This window comes from Massilia sp. CFBP9012 (genome assembly GCF_034045115.1).
Lineage (GTDB): Bacteria > Pseudomonadota > Gammaproteobacteria > Burkholderiales > Burkholderiaceae_D > Telluria.
Window position 1 is genome coordinate 221205 of the sequence record NZ_JAXCWM010000001.1, and the last position, 20267, is coordinate 241471.

14 protein-coding genes are annotated in these 20267 nt (G+C 66.6%); 9 read left to right on the forward strand and 5 right to left on the reverse strand.

What is annotated here, in order from left to right:
* Nucleotides 1-3: 3 nt before the first annotated feature.
* The 3 genes from SOM61_RS00880 to SOM61_RS00890 are packed head-to-tail and all read left to right on the forward strand — an operon-like array spanning nt 4 to nt 5001.
* Nucleotides 4-2676 (forward strand): exo-rhamnogalacturonan lyase family protein, encoded by a 2673-nt coding sequence (locus SOM61_RS00880; RefSeq protein WP_320472322.1) that lies wholly within the window; start codon nt 4-6, stop codon nt 2674-2676.
* 19 nt (nt 2677-2695) lie between these two features.
* Entirely contained in the window at nt 2696-3994 is a 1299-nt protein-coding gene (locus SOM61_RS00885) for a rhamnogalacturonan acetylesterase (protein ID WP_320472323.1), read from the forward strand.
* Nucleotides 3991-5001, forward strand: a complete 1011-nt coding sequence (locus SOM61_RS00890; RefSeq protein WP_320472324.1) for a glycoside hydrolase family 43 protein — start codon at nt 3991-3993, stop codon at nt 4999-5001. Before SOM61_RS00885 ends, SOM61_RS00890 begins: the two co-directional genes overlap by 4 nt.
* Before the next feature lie 198 nt (nt 5002-5199).
* Here the strand turns inward: SOM61_RS00890 and SOM61_RS00895 are convergent, their stop codons facing one another.
* Together SOM61_RS00895 and SOM61_RS00900 are read right to left on the reverse strand one after the other, a co-directional pair.
* Nucleotides 5200-6624 carry a glycoside hydrolase family 88/105 protein gene (locus SOM61_RS00895; RefSeq protein WP_320472325.1) on the reverse strand — a complete coding sequence of 475 codons (1425 nt, stop codon included), beginning with the start codon at nt 6622-6624 and terminating at the stop codon, nt 5200-5202.
* 15 nt (nt 6625-6639) lie between these two features.
* The gene (locus SOM61_RS00900; protein ID WP_320472326.1) at nt 6640-8922 is read right to left on the reverse strand and encodes a DUF6250 domain-containing protein; all 2283 of its coding nucleotides are present in this window, start codon (nt 8920-8922) and stop codon (nt 6640-6642) included.
* Nucleotides 8923-9078: 156 nt separating this feature from the next.
* Between SOM61_RS00900 and SOM61_RS00905 the strand changes: the two genes are divergently transcribed.
* Nucleotides 9079-10428 (forward strand): TolB family protein, encoded by a 1350-nt coding sequence (locus SOM61_RS00905; RefSeq protein ID WP_320472327.1) that lies wholly within the window; start codon nt 9079-9081, stop codon nt 10426-10428.
* A gap of 50 nt (nt 10429-10478) precedes the next feature.
* Here the strand turns inward: SOM61_RS00905 and SOM61_RS00910 are convergent, their stop codons facing one another.
* The 3 genes from SOM61_RS00910 to SOM61_RS00920 all read right to left on the reverse strand — a co-directional run bounded on the left by SOM61_RS00910 (nt 10479) and on the right by SOM61_RS00920 (nt 14323).
* Nucleotides 10479-10802 carry an L-rhamnose mutarotase gene (locus SOM61_RS00910; protein ID WP_320472328.1) on the reverse strand — a complete coding sequence of 108 codons (324 nt, stop codon included), beginning with the start codon at nt 10800-10802 and terminating at the stop codon, nt 10479-10481.
* Between the two features lie 2 nt (nt 10803-10804).
* Complete coding sequence (gene rhaI, locus SOM61_RS00915; protein WP_320472329.1) at nt 10805-12100, reverse strand: L-rhamnose catabolism isomerase; 1296 nt, start codon at nt 12098-12100, stop codon at nt 10805-10807.
* Between the two features lie 114 nt (nt 12101-12214).
* The gene (locus SOM61_RS00920) at nt 12215-14323 is read right to left on the reverse strand and encodes a bifunctional rhamnulose-1-phosphate aldolase/short-chain dehydrogenase (protein ID WP_320472330.1); all 2109 of its coding nucleotides are present in this window, start codon (nt 14321-14323) and stop codon (nt 12215-12217) included.
* 361 nt (nt 14324-14684) lie between these two features.
* Here SOM61_RS00920 and SOM61_RS00925 point away from each other — a divergent pair, with 361 nt between their 5' ends.
* The 5 genes from SOM61_RS00925 to SOM61_RS00945 all read left to right on the forward strand — a co-directional run bounded on the left by SOM61_RS00925 (nt 14685) and on the right by SOM61_RS00945 (nt 20259).
* A complete protein-coding gene (locus SOM61_RS00925; protein WP_123068358.1) occupies nt 14685-15545 on the forward strand; it encodes a DeoR/GlpR family DNA-binding transcription regulator in 861 nt (286 codons plus the stop codon).
* Nucleotides 15542-16561 carry a rhamnose ABC transporter substrate-binding protein gene (gene rhaS, locus SOM61_RS00930; RefSeq protein ID WP_320472331.1) on the forward strand — a complete coding sequence of 340 codons (1020 nt, stop codon included), beginning with the start codon at nt 15542-15544 and terminating at the stop codon, nt 16559-16561. Before SOM61_RS00925 ends, rhaS begins: the two co-directional genes overlap by 4 nt.
* Nucleotides 16562-16634: 73 nt before the next feature.
* On the forward strand, nt 16635-18194 hold the full coding sequence (locus SOM61_RS00935; RefSeq protein ID WP_320472332.1) for a sugar ABC transporter ATP-binding protein: 1560 nt from the start codon (nt 16635-16637) through the stop codon (nt 18192-18194).
* Nucleotides 18191-19210 (forward strand): ABC transporter permease, encoded by a 1020-nt coding sequence (locus SOM61_RS00940; RefSeq protein ID WP_320472333.1) that lies wholly within the window; start codon nt 18191-18193, stop codon nt 19208-19210. The genes SOM61_RS00935 and SOM61_RS00940 overlap by 4 nt, the downstream gene beginning before the upstream one ends.
* Nucleotides 19207-20259 carry an ABC transporter permease gene (locus tag SOM61_RS00945; RefSeq protein ID WP_320472334.1) on the forward strand — a complete coding sequence of 351 codons (1053 nt, stop codon included), beginning with the start codon at nt 19207-19209 and terminating at the stop codon, nt 20257-20259. Before SOM61_RS00940 ends, SOM61_RS00945 begins: the two co-directional genes overlap by 4 nt.
* The last annotated feature ends 8 nt before the right edge of the window (nt 20260-20267 follow it).

The following is a 20267-nucleotide window of genomic DNA, read 5'->3' on the forward strand; positions in this document are numbered from 1 at the left end:
AGCATGGCGCCGCTGTCCCGACGCACCTTCTTCAAGACCGGCGCGCTGGCCGCCGCATTGCCGCTGGGGGTGAACGCAGCACGTGTCGACGCCGCGCCGGCCGCACCGGGCAGCGTGGAACTATCCTGGCTCGAAGGCAGGCCTGGTTTGATGACCGGCACCACCTTCGGCGTGCCCTGGCCGCGTGGCGCGCTGCGCAAGGAGCAGGCCTTCGTCCTGTCGGGCGATAAGGGAGACCTGCCCTGCCAGAGCTGGCCAACCGCCTACTGGCCGGATGGCTCGCTGAAATGGACTGCGCACGCGCTGCCAGCCATGGATGCGGCGCCGGAACGACTGCGGCTGCGGCCGGGAAGCACGAGCGCCAAGGGCGGCAAGCAACTGACGGTCAAGGAGAGCCCGGGCGCGATCGTGATCGACACCGGCGTCATCGAATGCACGATCCCGCGCCAAGGCGCGGAGCTCGTACGCAGCCTGCGTCGTGGAGGACGCGACATCGCGCGCGCCGGCAAGCTGGTCGCCCTCTGCGACGACAGCCCGGATGGCAGCACCCGCCAGACGGCCTACGAGAGCCGGCTGCAGCATGTCATGCTCGAGCAGCGCGGCCCGCAGCGCAGCGTGGTCAAGCTCCAAGGCATGCACCGCGCGCAGGACGGTGCACGTTCCTGGCTGCCGTTCACGCTGCGCCTGTACCTGTACGCCGGCGCCGAATCGGTGCGCGTCATGCACACCTTCGTGTTCGACGGCGACGAGCAGAAGGATTTCGTGCGCGGCCTCGGCCTGCGCTTCGACGTTCCCCTGGGCGACGCACCGCACGACCGCCACGTGCGCTTCGGCGGCGAGGACGGCGGCCTGTGGGCCGAGGGGGTGCGCAATCTGACCGGCTTGCGGCGCGACCCGGGCGAGGCGGTGCGCAAGGCGCAACTGGCCGGCGAGGCGGTGCCGCCGATCGCCGAGCGCGTGAACAAATCGCTGCACCTGATCCCGGCCTGGGGCGACTACAGCCTGGCCCAGCTCTCGCCCGACAGCTTCCGCATCCGCAAGCGCACCAAGGCCGGCTACGGCTGGATCGACGCCGCCTGGGGCCGGCGTGCGCCGGGCCTGGGCTATATCGGCGGAGCGAGCGGCGGCCTGGCCTTCGGCATGCGCGACTTCTGGCAGCGCCATCCGACCCAGCTCGATATCCGCAACGCGCATACGGAGGCCGCCCAGGTCACGCTATGGATCTGGTCGCCCGATGCGCCGGCAATGGACCTGCGCTTCTACCACGACGGCATGGGCATGGAAACGCATGCCGACGAGCTGCAGGCGTTGGACGTCACCTACGAGGATTACGAGAAAGGCTTCGGCACGCCGGTCGGCGTGGCGCGCAGCAGCGAGTTCACGCTGTGGGCCCTGGACACTACGCCGGCGCGCGAGCAGCTGGTGCGCATGGTGGCCCAGGTCCAATCCCCGCCGCAACTGTGCGCGGCGCCAGCCCATATCCTGGCCACGCAGGCCTTTGGCAACCTGTATGGCCTGCCCGACCGCTCGACGCCGGCCAAAGCGCACATCGAAGACCGGCTCGACGCCCATTTCGCCTTCTACCGCGACGAGGTCGAGCAGCGCCGCTGGTACGGCTTCTGGGACCATGGCGACGTGCGCCATACCTATGACACCGATCGCCACGAATGGCGCTACGACGTCGGCGGCTATGCCTGGGCCAATTCGGAACTCTCGCCCGACCTGTGGCTGTGGTATGCCTTCCTGCGCAGCGGCCGCGCCGACATCTTCCGCATGGGCGAAGCCATGGTGCGCCACACCACGGACGTGGATACCTACCACCTGGGCCGCTTCGCCGGCCTGGGCACACGCCACAACGTCCAGCACTGGGGCTGCAGCGCCAAACAGGTGCGCATCAGCACCGCGGTCTACCGGCGCATGTACTATTACCTCACGGCCGATGAGCGTACCGGCGACGTGATGCGCGAACTGCTCGACGCCGACCTGCGCCTGGATGCGGTCGACCCGGTGCGCAAGCTGCCGAACCAGCCGCCCAAGGGCCCGTATCCGGTGCGCGCCAGCTTCGGCACCGACTGGGCATCGCTGGCCGCCAACTGGCTGACCGAGTGGGAGCGCAGCGGCGACACCCGCTACCGCGACAAGATCCTGACTGGCATGCGCGACATCGCCGCCATGCAGCATGGCTTCTTCAGCGGCGAACGCATGGGCTACGAGCCCCGCACCGGGCGCCTGCACAATATGGCTGGCGACAGCATCAAGGCCTCACACCTGAACGCCGTGTTCGGGGCGGTGGAAGTGTTCGACGAGCTGATCGCCCTCACCGGAGATAAGGCGTTTGAGAACGCCTGGCTCGACTACTGCGCACTGTACAACGCGCCGAAGGACGAGCAGCAGCGCCGCCTCGGCAAGCCGCATGGCGGCTCCGACGTGCTGGTGATCGGCCACTCGCGCCTGACGGCCTATGCGGCCTGGCGGCGCAAGGACCCGGCGCTGGCGCGCCGCGCCTGGCACGAATTCGCGGGCGTGCGCCCCTATCCGCCCTTCGTGGCTACCAAGGTCACTGGAGCTGCCACGCTCAATCCAGTCACGGAGGTGCCATGGGCCACCACCAACGATACAGCGCAATGGGGTCTGGCCGCGATCCAGAACCTGGCGCTGATCGGTGATGCTCTCTGACCCAGCGATGCGATTCTCCATGACCCAACTTCACGCAATCTGCCTGGCGGCCGGCGCGCTGCTGGCCGGACAGGCTCACGCCGCCGCGCCGACACAATTCGTATTCGGCGACGCCGAGACGCCCGCCGGCCATACCCGCGTGGCGCCCGGCACGCCCTACGACGCGGGGCGTGGCTACGGCTTCGAGGACGGCGGCAGTTATTTTTCGGTCCGTCTCCCCGAGGGCAACTACGCAGTCACCGTCGTGCTGGGCGATGCCATGCAGCCGACGGCGACCACCGTGAAATCCGAGCTGCGGCGGCTGATGCTCGAGAACGTGCCGGCAGCGGCCGGACAGCGCGTGCTGCGCACCTTCGTCGCCAATGTGCGCACCGCGCGCATCGCCCCCGTGCCCGGTGTCGCCGCCGGCGCGGTCGCCCTCAAGGCCCCGAGAGAGACCGAATCCGAGGCCTGGAACTGGGACGAGCGCCTGACCCTGGAATTCAATGGCGACCCGGCCGCCGTCCAGCGCATCGAGATCGCGCCGGCCAGCGTGCCGACCATCTTCCTGCTAGGCGACTCGACCGTCAGCGACCAGCCGGGCGAACCGTATAACAGCTGGGGCCAGATGCTGCCGCGCTTCTTCGGCCCCACCGTTGCGGTGTCGAACCACGCGCAATCGGGCGAGACCTACCGCGACTCGCTGGCGCGCCGCCGCATCGACAAGATCCTGAGCATGATGCAGCCGGGCGACCTGCTGCTGATGCAGTTCGGCCACAACGACCAGAAGCAGATCAAGGATGGCCGCAGCGGTCCGTTCACGACCTATAAAGCCGAGATCAAGACCCACGTGGACCTGGCGCGTGCGCGCGGCGGCCTGCCGGTAATCGTCTCGCCGGTCGAGCGCCGCGCCTTCGACGAGGCGGGTCGGGTAAAGCCCTCGCTCACCGACTATGCCGAAGCCGCACGCGAGTCGGCGCGCGAGCTTGGCGTCCCCTTCATCGACCTGAATGCGATGAGCAAGACCATATACGCTGCCCTCGGCGTGGAAGGCTCCAAGGCGGCATTCGCCTCGCCGGCGCCGGGAAAGCTGGACAATACCCATCACAACCCGTACGGCAGCTACCTGCTGGCCAAGGCGGTGGCGCTCGGCATGCGCGAGACGAAGCTTGCGCTGTCCGCCCACCTCGTCCCCGACTTCCGCTTCGACCCGGCCCATCCCGATCCGGTGGCCGGCTTCAAGGTGCCACCCAGCCCCGGCCGCACGCAAGCGCGGCCGCTCGGCGACGACGGGCAGCGCGAAGTGACCACTGGCGCATCCCCAGGGAGTGCCCGATGAAGCGCCGTACCACCCTGGCCCTGCTGGCTGGTGGCCTGCTCGGCGGATGCGCCGGCCCGTTGCCGGCCAGCCGGACCGGCGGATGCGCCGGCCCGTTGCCGGCCAGCCGGACCGGCGAGGACCAGGCCTACTTGTTCTCTTACTTCCTGGGCAACGGCGCCGATGGACTGCATTTCGCCGCCAGCCGCGACGGCTACCAGTGGGAGGCGCTGCGCGGCGGCGCCAGCTTCCTGGCGCCCACCGTGGGCCCGGCCAAATTGATGCGCGACCCGTGCATCGCGCGCGGGCCGGATGGTCTGTTCCACATGGTCTGGACCAGCGGCTGGAACGACCCCGGCATCGGCTACGCTTCCTCGCCGGATCTCGTGCGATGGTCGGACCAGCGCAGCCTGCCGGTGATGGCGCACGAGCCGGGCGCGCTCAATGCCTGGGCTCCCGAGGTCTTCTACGACGCCGGGCGCGGGCACTTTCTGATCCTGTGGTCGTCGACGATCCCGGGCCGATTCCCGCGTACCGAGGCCGGCGGCGACGCTGCCGGCGACAAGAAATACGACCACCGCATCTACGCCACCACCACGAAGGATTTCGCCAGCTTCACACCGACGCGGTTGTTCTACGATCCGGGCTTCTCGGTGATCGACGCCACCTTCGTGCGGGCGCTGGGGCGCGACTGGCTGGTAGTGAAGGACGAAACCCGTCACCCGCCGCGCAAATACCTGCAGGTCGCCTCAGCAGCCAGCCTGGAAGGTCCATTCGGGCCATTGAGCGCACCGGTCACGCCGGTGGGCCTGTGGGCCGAGGGACCGAGTGCGCTGCAGGTCGGCGACGAGGTGCTGCTGTACTTCGACGCCTACACCGCCGGCCACTACGGCGCGCTACGCTCGCGCGACATGCTGCACTGGGAAGACGTCAGCACGCGCATGCGCTTTCCGCACAAGATGCGACACGGGACCGCTTTCGCGGCCCCGGCCAGCCTGGTGGAGCGGCTCAGGGCGCTGGCGCCATAGGCGCATGTGTTTCTGCTTTCCCGTTAACGCATGCACGTCGTCGCCGCCATTGGCGACGCCGACTCCCCGCGCAGGCGGGGACCCAAGTCCGCAATGCTGCCACTATGATCAAGCTCTGTGGCTACGCGTGAAAACTTGGGTCCCCGCCTGCGCGGGGACGACGTTCTTGGGCCAACAAATGGAAGGCTCTTATCGAGACTACTGCTGCCCGCCCTGGAGCATCAAACCACTGTCATTCAACCCGAACTTGAACTTCTTGTTCATCTCGATGATCTCGGCGCCGGCGAGCAGGGTCGGCCCATAACCATGTGCCGCCTTGACGCTGGTCGGACGATAAGCATAGAACGCCGGATCGAACGCCATCCCGGTGCCCACGCAGATCCCTTCGATCTGGCCATTCTGCGTGACCTTGCTGGCCACGGCGTTCCAGGCCAGGTTGGCCATCGGACCATACATTTCGGGTTCGACGTAGCCGCGGTTGACCGCGCGTGCGATCGCGTAGGCGTAGATCGCGGTGGCCGAGGTCTCCTGGTAGGTGTCGTTGCGGTCGATCAGCTGGTGCCAGAAGCCGTCGCGGGTCTGGTAGCCGGCCAGGCCACGAATGTGCGCGCGCAGTTGCTCGAGCACGGCGTTATAGCCCTTGTGGGTCTTCGGCAGCACCTCCAGCACCTCGACCATCGACATCACCGCCCAGCCGTTGGCGCGGGCCCAGCGCAGCTCGGGATGATCGCGCTTGCCCTCGACATAGCCGTGCATGTAGATGCCGAGCTTGGGATTGAACATGCGCTTGGAAAACTGCTGCACCTGGCGCACCGCGTCATCGTAGTACTTGGCCTCGCCCGTGGTCTTGCCCAGGTAGGCCATGGTCGGCACGCCCATGAACATATCGTCCAGCCACAGCGTATCAGGCAGCGGGCGCATCTTGCGGCCGCCTCTTCCGTCCGGGCCGCCGCGCGCCAGCGTGCCGTCCTTCAGGCGGTACTCCTTGTTGGTGACGAAGTCGCCGCACACGCCGATCATCTGGCCGTAGTCGACCTTCGAGCCGGCCACCTTGGCCTTCAGGAAGCTGTGGCACAACGCGCCGGCGTCGTCCAGCGCATGCGGGTTCAGGAAGCCCTTGATCGGCGCATGCGCGTTCTGCGCATCCGCCTTCACCGCCGGCAGATAAGCCTTGGTCAGCTGCGACAGCAGGGTGTGACGCTTGGTCATGTAATCCTGGTAGCGGGTGTCACCGGTGGCCTGGGCCGCTGCCAGCATGCCGATATAGGTCACGCCCCATTCATAGCTGTTCAGGCGGAAGTCACCGGGTTTGAGCACGGCGTTCGGATTGGCCGTCGAGACATCGGTGATGGCTGCGCCCGTGGTCTTGTCGATCAGCTCCGCCGGCGTAGTGCGGTCCAGGTAAGCGAACACGCGATCGAGCACGGCCTTGATTTCGGCCGCTTCCATCGCGCGGTAAGGTGTCGGGTACTTCACGTCGAGCGCATGCAGCATGGCGTCGGCCGGGGCCGGCCCTTTTTCTTGCGGCGGCGGCGCGTCCTGCGCGATCGCATTCAGGGAAAACGGGAACAGGCCCGCCACGAGTATGGCCATCAGGGTGTGGCGCGGCTTGGATGATTGCATTGCTTGTGTCTCCTTTTATTGGATTTGGTGGATGGTCAGTCCGGCGATGGTCTGGCGCGACCACGTGGTGCGGAAACCGAGATACCCGCGCGTGAGCGGTTGCGGGTCGTAATAGGTAAAGACGTCGCGGCCGTCCACGCGCATGCGCGTGCAGCCGTCGCGCACGGCGATCTCGATCCGGTAATCGCGGTTCGCCTCCAGCAGGTCGTCGCGGCCGACGCGTTCGGCGACCAGTGCGCGATTGCCGTCGCCGTAGCGCCGCATGCGCGTGGTCGTGTTGCCGTTACCGCCCATGCCGGCGTAATACAGCTCCAGGTCGTCATAGTCCTCGAATTTGCCGGAGCGGGTGAAGAGCGAATCGCGCGCCGGATCGCGCGCCATCCAGAACTGGTTCAGGTCCGACAGGCGGTCGTTCGGCCCGCCGTCCATCACCACCCGGCGCGTGTAGGCGATCAGGAGGTTGCCCGACAGGGGCTTGTCGAGCCACACGGTGGCGCCGGAATCGACGTCGATCAGCAGGCGGCCATCGCGGTTAGTGACGACGTTGCCGGGCTTGCGAGCGAATTCGCTCACATAGCCGCGCAAGGCGCCGTCGAAGTCGTCCCGGTGCAGCAAGGCGCCGCGCTCGCCCCAGCGCACGCAAGCCTGTGGCGAAAAATAGGCGTCCAGCGGCTTGCCCGGCAGCGCGGCCAGCCCGGCGACGACCTGGCGCGCATTGAATTCGGCGCCGGCGGCATTGGTATGGGTGCGGGCGTCCGAGAAGAAGGTGTCGACGGTCGCCGCGCCAACCTCGCGATAGGCGTTCGAGATCAGCATCGTCAAGTCCATGAAGTGGGCGCCGCCAGCCTGGGCCACCTGCTGGCCCCAGTCAGCGAAGTTGGCGAAATCGCGCTCGCCCTGCCACTTGTCGCGGTGCGGGATGGGTGCGGCGATCACCACGGTGGCGCCCTTTTCGCTGGCGTCGGCGACGTAGCGCGCCATATACCAGCCGAAGCTGTGCACCTGCTCCTTGCTGCCGTCGGGCCGGGTGTCCTCGACCGTCTCGGGACCGATGCCAGGAACCGAGGCACGATTCTTCGAGGCCGGGTCGCCGATGCGGCCGCCGTCGTTATGGCCGAACTGGATCAGCACCACGTCGCCGCGCTTGAGCTGCGCCCTGACACGTTCCCAGCGCCCCTCGGTAAAGAAGGTACGGCTGCTGCGACCGCCGATCGCGGCATTGACCACATTGATCTTGCCGGTATCGAAATACGGCGCGATGCGCTCGCCCCAGCCGATCGCCCCGTTCTGGCCACCGCTCTTGACGGTGGAATCCCCCACCAGGAACAGGGTCGGCAAGGACGGATCGCGCGCCGCCTCGTCACGCACGGTGCGCGCATCGACCACCGGCCGCACGTCGTCCACCGGTTTCAGGAAGGTCTTCATGCGCGGGTCGCCCAGCTTTGCCAGCCCGGTCGCCACGACCTGGGCATTGAGGACCGCGCCGGCCCAGTTGGTATGGACGCGCTCCTCGGGCACGGTGGCCGGGAACAGCGCCATGACGCCGTCACGCCCCATCGCATCGTAGCGGCCCGCCACGATCTCGTTCAGGTCGATGAAGCCCACTTTTTCGGTGCGCGCCACCTCGGCCGCCCAGCCGGCGTAATCGGCGCGGTTGCGGCGCACCTTGCCTTGATCCGGGCCATCGTCGTGCCATGCCTTGCGCGGGACCAGCGAGGCCACCACCGGGGTTGCCCCCTTGGCGCGGATGTCGGCGATGAACTTGCGCAGGTACCAGCCGTAGCTGTGCACCGTCTCGCGCTTGCCGGTCAGGAGGTTGTCGATCTCGGTGGATTCAATACCAACGCCGCGGATCGTGCCGCGCGCACGCTTGTCGTCGTTGACCGGCGAAGCGTCGTTATGCCCGAACTGCATGATGACGACGTCACCCGGCTTGACCAGGGCCAGCGTGCGCTCCCAGTGCCCGCTGCTCATGTAAGTACGGCTGGACAGACCGCCCACGGCGCGATTCACCAGATTGACGCGCGCCGCATCGACGTGGGCCGCCAGCGGATTCCCCCAGCCCCACTGCCCCTGCGCGCCCTTGCCCTGGCCGTCGTCGTGGCCGTTGCGCACGGTGGAGTCGCCGATCAGGATGATCGAAGGCAGGGCCGCGTTGGCTGGTTCCGGCAGCACGACCTGGGCACGCGCGGGGTCGGTACTCACGGCGGCAGCCTGGTTTTGCGCGTGGCCCGACGCCATGGCGCAGGCCAGCGCCAGCCATACCAATACCCGCTGCAGGGCGCGCGAAACAGTCATTGCCACGGTCTCCGTCGGTCGTTGTTATAGGCAGATTCTATGCGGCGCGATCAGCCACGGCGGTCAATACGCAGAAAGAATCAGTAATATGATTGGAAATGAGCAACTCGTACTGTAACAATGAGCGGACAACATCCACAAGACGGAGACACCCTCATGCGACCCCTTATTCATACCGCGATCGGCCTGGCCGTCGCGCTGCTGCTGTGCGCCGACGCGTCGGCCCAGATCGGCAAGCGCTTTCCTTCGGAGCGCAAGCTCGTCAAGGATCCGGTCACCGGCACCGAACTGACCTTCCTGACCAGCAAACCGCACGGCGATTCGAAGATCTATCCGACCCACCCGCAATGGACGGCCGACGGCAAGTGGCTGGTGTTCCGCTCTCGCCTGGCCGGCAGCGAGGCGCTGGCGGTGAACGAAGAGACCGGCGACCTGGTCCAGGTGACCGAAGGCGGCTATACCGGCATGCTGAACCTGGCGCAGAAGTCGATGAAGCTGTACTACATGCGAAAAGGCGACACTGGTTTGCAGATCGTCGAAACCGACCTGGCGCGCGTACTGGCCGACAGCGCCGCCAAGCGTATGCAGCCCGCGGCAACGTACCAGCGCGTGGTCTCGAACCTGCCGGCCGAACTGGAAGCCGGCGGCGACCTGGCGCTCGACGCCGATGAAGAATGGGTTTACTTCAAGGTCGGCCCGGGCCAGGCCGCCAAACACCTGGCGCCTGGCACGAAGATCGAGCCAGCCTTCGGCCCGCGCAAGATGGGCGCCGGCCCGCAAGGCATCGCGCGCCTGAACGTGCGCACCGGCGAGATCAAGCATGTGGTGTCGGTGCCGTTCCAGGTCGGCCACATCCAGGCCAATCTTTGGAATCCGGGCGAGATCGTGTTCTGCTGGGAGACCGGCGGCAAGTCGCCGCAGCGCACCTGGACCGTCCGCGCCGATGGCAGCGGCCTGCGTCCGCTGTATCCGGAAGCGCCTTATGAATGGGTCACGCACGAGGCCGTGATCTCGAAGGACGAAGTGGCGATGGCGATCATGGGGCACCGTGCGATCCCGGGAGCGGCTGCATCGGTGGCAGGCCCCGCCACCGACGTCGGCGGCGCCAATCCGGGCCAGGACGACGGCTGGGGCGCCACCGGCACCCGCGAAAAGCCGACCGGCCTGGCGATCGTCAACCTGCGCACGCGCCAGATGCAGATCGTCGGCCAGACCGAATCGGGCAGCGGCCTGTGGCACGTGCATGGCTCGAGCGATGGCCGCTTCGCCGTCGGCGACGATTTTCAACGCAGCGTCTACCTGATCGACCGCCGCAACCGCGAAATGATGATGCTCACCACCGGCCACAAGACCACCGCCGCCGACCATCCGCACCCGACCTTCAATGCCGACGGCACCCGCATCCAGATCCAGTCGGCCATGCTGTCAGAAGACGGCCGCTCGATGAATATCGTGGTGGTGCCGGTGCCGAAGGCCTGGCTCGAGCGCAGCTTCCCGGCGCGCTGACCGGGAAAGAAAAACGGCCTGGCAATGCCAGGCCGTCGGATCCATCTGAATCAAGCCAGGTGAAACACCTGGGTCAGCGGCCACTCCTTCGGCCGGTTTCCCGGCTCGACTTCCATCAGGTCGGCCATGTAATCCCACCATTTGCGCATCACCGGATGATCGGGCAGCGGCCCGAGGTCATGCCCCGGGTGCAACTTCATCACCGCGAACAGGTCGAGCGTCGCTTCGTCGAGGAAGATCGCGTAGTCGTGGATGCCGGCGTCGCCGAGCAGCGCGGCCAACTCGGGCCAGATGGCGTCGTGCCGGCGGCGGTACTCCGCCTCGTTGCCGGCCTTGAGCTTCATGCGGAAGGCCCGCGTGGCGTGAACGCCCATGCTCAGACGATCCCGCTGCCGCTGGCGCCGGCCTTTGCCGGGCGCAGGCCGGCCACGCGGTCGCGGTAGCCGCTGGCGCGGTAGCAGGCCACCGGGTCGGCGGCGCCGCCAGCACGCACCCGCGCCATCGCCAGGATCGGGCTGACGTCGGTGCGGAAGGCGCGCTTTAGGGTCTGCGCCGCTTCCAGCACGTCGTTCTGCTCCTGCAGGCCGGCGAGAACAGCGCGGTCGACCAGGGCCGACTGCACGAAGGCGCGCTGCACCTCGCCCGCGCTGCTCATCAGGCTTTCGATCGGGTCGGTTACATTGTGCGACTGGTCCAGCATATAGGCCGGCTTGAAAGCATCGCCCTCGCGGCGGCCGGCATCGGCCAGCTCGTTAAACACCAGGAACAGCTGGAACGGGTTGATCGAGCCGGAATCCAGGTCGTCGTCGCCATACTTGCTGTCGTTGAAGTGGAAGCCGCCGAGTTTACCGAACTGCGCCAGGCGCGCCACGATCATCTCGATATTCGTGTTCGGCGCATGGTGGCCCAGGTCGACCAGGCACTTGGCTTTCGGTCCCAGCTCGGTGGCGCAGGCGAAGCTGGTGCCCCAGTCGGCGATGGTGGTGGCGTAGAACGCCGGCTCGAACAGCTTGTGCTCGATGAAGACGTTCCAGTCGCTCGGCAGCGCGGCGTAGATTTCGCGCATGCTGTCCAGGTAGCGTTCGAGCGCGCCGCGCAGATTGTGCTGGCCGGGGAAGTTGGCGCCGTCGCCAACCCACACGGTCAGCGCCTGCGAACCGATCGCGCGGCCAATCTCGATACATTCGATATTATGGGCCACCGCCTGCGCGCGCACGGCGGCGCTGGTCGAGGTGAGGCTGCCGTATTTATAGCTCTGGTCCTGGCCCTGCTGGTCCTGGAAGGTATTCGAATTGACCGCGTCGAAAGCCAGGCCCAGCGCCTTGGCCGTTTCGCGCAACTCCGATGCGTCGGTCGGTTTGTCCCACGGGAAGTGCGGCGACACGCTCGGGGTGGCGCGGGTCAGCTGGTGGATGACGGCGCAGTCTTCCAGCTTCTCGAACACATTGCGCGGCTCGCCGCGGCCCGGGAAGCGCGCGAAACGCGTGCCGCCGGTGCCGGCGCCCCAGCTGGGCACCGCCACGGCGAAGGTCTGCGCCAGCGCGGTCAGCTGGTCGATGTCCAGGCCGCGGCGCGCTAGCATGCCGCCCAATCCCTCGTAGTCGGCCTGCAGCTGCGCGTCCAGTTTGGCGTTCTGGTCCGCGACCAGTCCAGCGTCGATAACGCTTGTCATTCTCGTCTCCTTGATGCTGGCGGCATAAGCCGCCGATGCCCGGTGACGCGCGCCCTGATGGGTCGGCGTCCCGGCTTGTTGTGATGTCTTGCTATCTTAGCGTATCGATCGCGGTCAGCGGGTGAAGGCAGCGGCGTTGCCGGCATCCACGTTCAGGATGTTGCCGGTGCTCTTGCCCGACTTGTCGCTGGCGAAGAAGTACACGGCTTCGGCGATGTCTTCCGGCAGCACCGACAGCTTGAGCATGCTGCGCTTGCGGTAGAACTCCTCGACGTCGTCGGCTTCGATCTTGTTGGAGGCGGCGCGTTCTTCCTTCCACTTGCCGTCCCAGATGCGCGAGCCGCGGATCACGGCGTCCGGATTGACCACGTTGACGCGGATGCCGTGTTCTGCGCCTTCCAGCGCCACGCAGCGCGCCAGGTGCAGCTCGGCCGCCTTGGCGGTGCAGTAGGCCGAGGCGCCGGCTGACGCCACCAGGCCGTTCTTGCTGCCCACGAAGACCATGCTGCCGCCCAGGCCCTGCTGCTTCATGATGCGGAAAGCCGCGCGGGCAGCCAGGAAGTAACCGGTGACGAGGATGTCCTGGTTGCGCTTCCAGATGTCCAGCGTGGTCTCGTCCAGCGGCGCCGCCGAGGCGATGCCGGCGTTCGAGATCAGGAGGTCGACACCGCCGAAGCGCAGCGCGGCCGCCTCCAGGATGCCAGCGACTTCTTCCTCGCTGGTGATGTTGGCGCGCACAGTGCCGATGCTGTCCTTGCCGGCCACCTTGACCAGGTCCTTGCCGGCCTGCTCGAGCGCTTCGGCGTCGATATCGGTCAGCATCACGCAGGCGCCCTCCTGCAGCAACTGGCGCGCGACCGCCTGGCCGATGCCGCCGGCGCCGCCGGTCACCAGCGCGATGCGTCCGGCCAGGCTTTTTGGCTTGGGCATACGCTGCAGCTTGGCTTCCTCGAGCAGCCAGTACTCGATGTCGAAGGCTTCCTGTTCCGGCAGGCCGACATAGGTGTCGACGCCGTTCGCGCCGCGCATCACATTGATGGCGTTGACGTAGAACTCGCCGGCGATGCGCGCAGTGGCCTTGTCCTTGGCGAAGGACAGCATGCCCACGCCCGGGATCAGGTAGATGATCGGGTTGGCGTCGCGGATCTTGGGGCTGGTAGCGCGCTTGCAGCGCTCGTAATACGCGGTGTAGTCGGCGCGGTAGTCGACCAGGGCCTGGTCGAGACTCGCCGCCAGGCGCTCGAAATCGGGCGCGCTTGGGTCGAAGTCCAGCACCAGCGGGCGGATCTTGGTGCGCAGGAAGTGGTCCGGGCACGAGGTGCCCAGCGCCGCCAGCGGCGCCAGGTGGGCGCTGCTCACGAATTCGAGCACGGCGTCGCTGTCGTCGAAGTGGCCGAGCTTGTACTCGTCCTTGCTGATCTTGCCGCGCAGGAGCGGCATCAGGCGCGCCGCCAGCGCCGCGCGCTCGGACGCCGGCAGGATCGGGCTGGCCTGGCCGCCGAATACCGGTTGCTGGACGTTCTGCGCCAGCCAATCCTCGGCGCGCTTGATGATGGCAAGCGTGGTTTCGTAGCACGACTGCGAGGTATCGCCCCAGGTGAACAGGCCGTGGCCTTCGAGGATGATGCCTTTCAGTTGCGGGTTCGCCTGCGACACCGCTTCGAGCTTCAGGCCCAGGTCGTAGCCAGGTCGCTGCCACGGCAGCCAACCCAGCTCACCCTCGAAGATCTTCGCGGTGAGCTCCTTGCTGTTCTTGCAGGCGGCGATCGCGATGCAGGCATCCGGGTGCATGTGGTCGACATGGCGCCGTGCGATATAGGCGTGCAGCGGCGTGTCGATGCTGGCCGCGCGCGGGTTCAGGTTGAAGGTGCAGTGCGGCAGGTAGCCGACCATTTCGTCTTCGTGTTCGAGGCCGCGGTATCGTCCCTTGAGCGCATGCAGCTTGCTCATGTAGAGGGTCGAGAAGCCGTCCAGCTTGATGCTGCCCAGGTCACCGCCCGAGCCCTTCACCCACAGCACCTCGACCTGCTCGCCCGACAAAGGGTCGAGCATGTCGATCTTGGCCGAGGTATTGCCGCCACCGAAATTGGTGATCCGCAGGTCGGAACCCAGCAGGTTGGACCGGTACAGCAGCAGTTCCGGCTCACTCAGCGTGGCCGCGACCGCTTCATCCCAGCGCGAGGTGATCGGCTCGCGCTGCTTCGTTTCGCTCAAAGCGCCCATCAATATCTCCTAGTTGATTGTTTTGTCATCGAATCGATGCGTCTCTTCCATGTCCTGCTTCCGCACGCTGCCCGAGCAGCGCTACGGCATCGGCAGACAGTAGAAAGCAGCGGCCCACGGGGTGTCAACGCGGAAACAATCAACTTGCTGACCAAGTCAGAATCAATCACCGACTTGATCGATTTGAGCGTTTGTGCGCTGCAACGCGGGGAAATAATCAGTCAATTGATCATTTGGTGATTGACGATATTGCATCTAGAAACTACTCTTTTCGAACACCCCGCGATTCCTGCCCAAAAGAGGCCTGGAACGACGGGCCCCATGCCGCACACATCCGGACGGCTTACGGAGGAGACACAATATGGTGAATCACAAACGCCGCAAGCGTTTGCTGAAACTGCTTGCCGAGCACCAGACGGCGACGGTCCAGCAGCTTGTCGAATGGCTCAACGCGTCCCCGGCAACGGTTCGGCGCGACATCAGCTGGCTGGCGGGACGCAATCTGCTCACCCGCACCCGGGGCGGCGCAGAGAACCTGCTGCCCAAGACGCGCCAGTTCCCGCTGACCAGCGAAACGTTCCAGAACAATATCCAGTGCTTCGCCTCGCGCAAACGCGCCATCGCCCGCCATGCAGCCGGCATGTGCAACGACGGCGAGACGATCATCATCAACGGTGGCACCACTACCTTCATGATGGCCGAATTCCTCACCGAGAAGCAGCTCAAGATCCTGACCAACTCTTTCCTGATGGCCGAGCGCCTGCTGGTCTCGAGCGAGAACGAGATCATCGTGCCGGGCGGCCGCGTGTACCGCGAGCAGAACGTCATCCTCTCGCCGTTCGACAACGACATCACCCAGCACCACTACGCCACCAAGATGTTCATGAGCGTCTACGGCCTGTCGCTGCTGGGATTGATGGAAGCCGATCCGCTGCTGATCCAGGCCGAGAAGCGCCTGATCAGCCAGGCCGAGGAACTGGTGGTGCTGGCCGACAGCTCGAAGTTCGCGCGCAAGGCCGGCCTGATCCTGTGTGGCCTGGACCGCGTGTCCACCGTGATCACCGACACCGATGCCTCCGACAAGGCGGTGCAGCTGCTCGAGCAGTATGGCGTGAAGGTCGTCACCGTCGAACCCGACGGCGACCTGCCGGCGCTGCGCACCACGCGCTACAGCCCCCAATATGACTTGCAGTCCGCAGCCCTGATGGAGATTTCGCATTGAAGATCAAACAGCTCCTGCTCGCTGCGGCGGCCGTCGCCATGATTGCCGGCCTGGCCGGCTGCGCCGACAAGAAGACCGAAGCCGCGTCTGAAAAGATCCGCATCGCGATGGTCGTGAAAAGCCTGGGCAACGGCTTCTTCGACGCCGCCCACCAGGGCGCGAAGGATGCCGCTGCCGAAATCGGCGGGGTCGAGATCATCTACACCGGCCCGACCACGCCCAGCGCCGAAGGCCAGATCGAGATCATCAATTCGCTGATCAGCCAGAAGGTCGATGCGATCGTGGTCTCGGCCAACGACCCCAACGCCCTGGTGCCGATCGCCAAGAAGGCGATGCAGCGCGGGATCAAGGTGATCTCGTTCGACAGCGCCCTGGCCCCCGGCGGGCGCCAGATGCAGCTCAATCCCTCCAACGCGGAACTGATCGGCCAGAAGCAGATCGAGATGGCGGCGGCCGAATTGAACGGCAAGGGCGACCTGGCGATCCTGTCGGCATCGGCCCAGGCGACCAACCAGAACATCTGGATCGGCGTCATGAAAAAGACGCTCGAACAGCCCCAGTACGCGGGCCTCAGGCTGGTGGCCACTGTGTATGGCGATGACCAGTCCGACAAGAGCTACCGCGAAGCCATCGGCCTGTTGCGCAGCCACCCCAACCTGAAGGCGATCATCGCCCCGACCACGGTCGGCATCGTCGCCGCCAGCAAGGCGGTGGCCGACGAGGGCCTGGTGGGCAAGGTGTTCGTCACCGGCCTGGGCCTGCCGTCCGAGATGGCCGGCCACGTCAAGAGCGGCGCGGTGCGCGAGTTCGCGATCTGGAATCCGATCGACCTGGGTTACGCCGCCACCTTCGCGGCCCACCAGTTCGTGGCCGGCAAGGCGCAATCGGGCGACGGTGCGATCGTCTCGGTCGGCCGCCTGGGCGCCGTGACCCTGGATGCCAATGGCGAAACCGCCCTCGGCCCGCCGTTCACCTACAACGCCGGCAACGTCGACCAGTTCGCGAAGCTGTTCTGACCCGGCCCGTTCGCCGCGCGCATGACCGCCTCGTCGCTGCGCGCGGCGCCTTTCATCCGTTAGCAACACCAATATGCCAGTGACCCAACTGACAAGCCCTCCCCTGCGCCCGAATGACGGCGCGCCCGCCGCGCCGGTACTGCAGCTGACCGGCATTACCAAGCGCTTCAACGGCGTATGCGCCCTGAATGGTGTGCGCCTGTCGATCCGTCCGGGCGAAGTCATGGCCCTGATCGGCGAGAACGGGGCCGGCAAGTCGACCCTGGTCAAGACCCTGACCGGCATCCACCGTCCCGACGAAGGCGCGATTCTCCTCGACGGCAAGCCTGTCTCTTTCGGCAGCCCGCAGGAAGCGATGGCCGCCGGAATCACCGCCGTGCACCAGGAAACCGTGATGTTCGACGAATTGTCGGTGGCCGAGAACATCTATGTGGGGCGCCATCCGACGCGCGGCCCGGCGCGGCGCATCGACTGGGCCGGAATCGAGGCCGAGGCCGAGGAGCTGTTTGCGCGCCTGGAGGTGTCGCTGCCGGTACGCGCCCGTGTGCGCGACCTGTCGGTAGCCCAGCGCCACTTCGTCGAGATCGCGCGCGCCCTGTCGCAGGATGCGCGGGTGGTGATCATGGACGAGCCGACCGCCGCGCTGTCGCAGCGCGAGATCCGCGAGCTGTATCGCATCATCGACCAACTGCGCGCGCGCGGCACCGCCGTCATCTTCATCTCGCACAAGTTCGACGAAATCTACGAGGTAGCCGACTGCTATACAGTGCTGCGCGACGGCCAGTTCGTGGCCGAAGGCCGTCTGGCCGACGTCAAGGAGCCGGAACTGGTGGCGCTGATGGTGGGGCGCGCCGTGCACCAGGCCTATCCCAAGGCCGAGGTGGAGATCGGCGCGCCGCTGCTGGAGGTCGAGGGCCTGAGTCACCCGACCGAGTTCCAGGATGTCGGCTTCACCCTGCGCAAGGGTGAGATCCTCGGTTTTTATGGGCTGGTTGGCGCCGGCCGCTCGGAAGTAATGCAGGCGCTGTTCGGCTTGACGCCACGAGTGACAGGGAGCGTACGGCTGGAGGGCCAGCCGGCGGTATTCTGCAATCCGGGCGAAGCGATCGCGCGCGGCCTGGCTTATGTGCCCGAGGACCGCCAGCACCATGGCGCGCACCTGACCATGCCGATCATGCACAACATCACCCTGCCGATCCTGTCGACATTCGGCTTCTTTCCCCGCGCCCGAGCAGAGGCCGCGCTGGCGCGCCGCTTCGCCGAACAGCTGGAACTGAAGGCCGCCTACCTCAGCCAGAACGTCGACGAGCTCTCGGGCGGCAACCAGCAGAAGGTGGTGCTCGGCAAATGGCTGGCCACCGATCCCAAGGTCATCATCCTCGACGAACCCACCAAGGGCATCGATATCGGCTCCAAGGCCGCCGTGCACCGCTTCGTGAGCCAGCTGGTCGAACGCGGCCTGTCGGTGATCCTGGTCTCGTCCGAACTGCCCGAGGTGCTGGGCCTGGCCGACCGCGTGGTCGTGATGCGCCAGGGCCGCGTGGTGCGTGAATTTGCGCGCGGGCAGGCCTCGCCCGAGACCGTGGTCGCGGCCGCGTCCGGGGTCGACCTGGGACTGGAGGCGGCGCCATGAACAAGCGTGTCTCCCTGACTGGGATATTCAGGCAGCGCGAAGCCTTGCTGGCCATGATGGTGGTCGCGCTGGTGCTGCTGGTTGGCCTGCGCGCCCCGGTCTTCCTCAGCACCGCCTCGCTGGCCAACCTGCTCACCGACAGCACCTTGCTCGTGATGCTGGCCCTGACCCAGATGCTGGTGATCGTCACCCGCGGTATCGACCTGTCGGTGGCCTCGAACCTGGCCCTGTCGGGCATGGTCGCGGCCATGCTGGCGTCGAACAACCCGGAACTGCCGCTCCTGTTGGTGATGCTGGCCGCAGCCGGCACCGGCCTGGCGCTGGGCCTCGTCAACGGAGGCTTGATCGGCTACCTGGCATTGCCGCCGATCGTGGTCACGCTGGGCACCATGAGCGTGTACCGCGGGCTGGTGTTCGTGATCTCGGGCGGCGCCTGGGTGTCGGCGCATCAGATGCCGGACAACTTCATCGGCTTTCCGCTGCAGCGCCTGTTCGGCCTGCCGCATCTGGTGTGGATTGCGCTCGGCGCGGTGCTCGCGATGGCCTTCCTGGCCCGTCACACGCGCTTCGGCCGCGACCTGTACGCGATCGGCAACGCGCCGCAATGCGCCGCCTACATCGGCATCCCGACCGCGCGCCGGCTGCTGTGGACTTATGGCCTGTCGGGGATGGTGGCGGGCCTGTGCGGCTACCTGTGGGTGGCGCGCTATGCGGTCGCCTATACCGAGATCGCCTATGGTTTCGAATTCACCGTGATCGCCGCCTGCGTGATCGGCGGCGCCAGCATCGCGGGCGGCGTCGGCTCGGTGCTCGGCACCGTGCTTGGCGCGTTGTTCCTGTCGGTGATCGGCAATGCCTTGCCGGTGCTGCAGGTCTCGCCGTTCTGGCAAAGCGCGCTGACCGGCGCCGTGATCCTGGTCGCCGTGCTGCTCAATGCCGGCGGCAACCGCAAGCGCAGCCGCCAGATCCTGCCGCTGCACCAGACCGAACCCAATGCCGCAAGGAGCGCAGCATGAATGCGACCAGCATCGCCGAGGTCGAAACCCCACCTGACACCAAGACCGTGAACGAATCCAGCCATACCTCGCGTTATACGATCCTCGACCGCCAGCGGCCCGCCCTGCGCCACGTGCTGGCGCGCTGGGAGACCCTGCTCGCCCTGCTGCTGCTGGCGGTATTTGTCGCCGGCGGCGTCACGCAGGAGCACTTCCTCGATCCCTACAACCTGCTCGACGGCACGGTCAACTTCAGCGAGAAGGCCCTGATCGCGCTGCCGATGGCTTTGTTGATCATCTGCCGCGAGATCGACATCTCGGTGGCCGGCACACTGGCGCTGTCGTCGGTGTCCATGGGCATGGCGCACGCGGCCGGGATGCCGGCCGGGGCCCTGCTGTTCGTGGCGGTCGGCACCGGCCTGGCCTGCGGCTGGCTCAATGGCTTCCTGGTGACGCGCTTCATGCTGCCCTCGATCGTTGTCACCATCGGCACCATCGCCCTGTACCGGGGCCTGGCCAGCGTGGCGCTGGGCGACCAGGCCTTCACCAACTATCCGCAGCTGATGGCCGACTGGGGACAGGGAACGTTCTTCGGCGTGGTGCCTCGGGCCTTCGTGATCCTGCTCGGTTTCGCGCTGCTGTTCGCCGTGGTCTTGCATGCCACCACGGCCGGCCGCCGCATCTACGCCATCGGCAACAATCCAGACGCCGCGCGCTTCTCGGGCATCGCGGTCGACCGCTATCGCCTGGGACTATTCATGCTGACCGGTGCGATGGCCGGACTGGCGGCCTTTTTGCTGACCGGCCGCATCGGCAGCACGCGGCCGAACATCGCCACGGGCTGGGAACTCGAGATCATCACCATGGTGATCCTGGGCGGCGTGAGCATCGCCGGTGGCGCCGGCACCATCGGCGGCGTGCTGCTGGCGGTGCTGACGATGGGCGCGGTCACCTATGGACTGGCGCTGGCCAACGTGCCCGGCATCTATATGACGATCGTGGTGGGCGTGCTGCTGCTGGCGACCATCGCGCTGTCGCGCCTGCTGCGCGGCAAGCCGACCCGCCACTGATGGAGCGC

What these genes read in the sequence shown, in the direction of transcription:
- rhaI (WP_320472329.1), bottom strand. Translation starts at nt 12,100, where the DNA reads ATGACAAGCGTTATCGACGCTGGACTGGTCGCGGACCAGAACGCCAAA.
- SOM61_RS00910 (WP_320472328.1), bottom strand. Translation starts at nt 10,802, where the DNA reads ATGGGCGTTCACGCCACGCGGGCCTTCCGCATGAAGCTCAAGGCCGGC.
- SOM61_RS00905 (WP_320472327.1), top strand. Translation starts at nt 9,079, where the DNA reads ATGCGACCCCTTATTCATACCGCGATCGGCCTGGCCGTCGCGCTGCTG.
- SOM61_RS00945 (WP_320472334.1), top strand. Translation starts at nt 19,207, where the DNA reads ATGAATGCGACCAGCATCGCCGAGGTCGAAACCCCACCTGACACCAAG.
- SOM61_RS00880 (WP_320472322.1), top strand. Translation starts at nt 4, where the DNA reads ATGGCGCCGCTGTCCCGACGCACCTTCTTCAAGACCGGCGCGCTGGCC.
- SOM61_RS00925 (WP_123068358.1), top strand. Translation starts at nt 14,685, where the DNA reads ATGGTGAATCACAAACGCCGCAAGCGTTTGCTGAAACTGCTTGCCGAG.
- SOM61_RS00940 (WP_320472333.1), top strand. Translation starts at nt 18,191, where the DNA reads ATGAACAAGCGTGTCTCCCTGACTGGGATATTCAGGCAGCGCGAAGCC.
- SOM61_RS00895 (WP_320472325.1), bottom strand. Translation starts at nt 6,624, where the DNA reads ATGCAATCATCCAAGCCGCGCCACACCCTGATGGCCATACTCGTGGCG.
- SOM61_RS00900 (WP_320472326.1), bottom strand. Translation starts at nt 8,922, where the DNA reads ATGACTGTTTCGCGCGCCCTGCAGCGGGTATTGGTATGGCTGGCGCTG.
- SOM61_RS00885 (WP_320472323.1), top strand. Translation starts at nt 2,696, where the DNA reads ATGACCCAACTTCACGCAATCTGCCTGGCGGCCGGCGCGCTGCTGGCC.
- SOM61_RS00890 (WP_320472324.1), top strand. Translation starts at nt 3,991, where the DNA reads ATGAAGCGCCGTACCACCCTGGCCCTGCTGGCTGGTGGCCTGCTCGGC.
- SOM61_RS00920 (WP_320472330.1), bottom strand. Translation starts at nt 14,323, where the DNA reads ATGGGCGCTTTGAGCGAAACGAAGCAGCGCGAGCCGATCACCTCGCGC.
- SOM61_RS00935 (WP_320472332.1), top strand. Translation starts at nt 16,635, where the DNA reads ATGCCAGTGACCCAACTGACAAGCCCTCCCCTGCGCCCGAATGACGGC.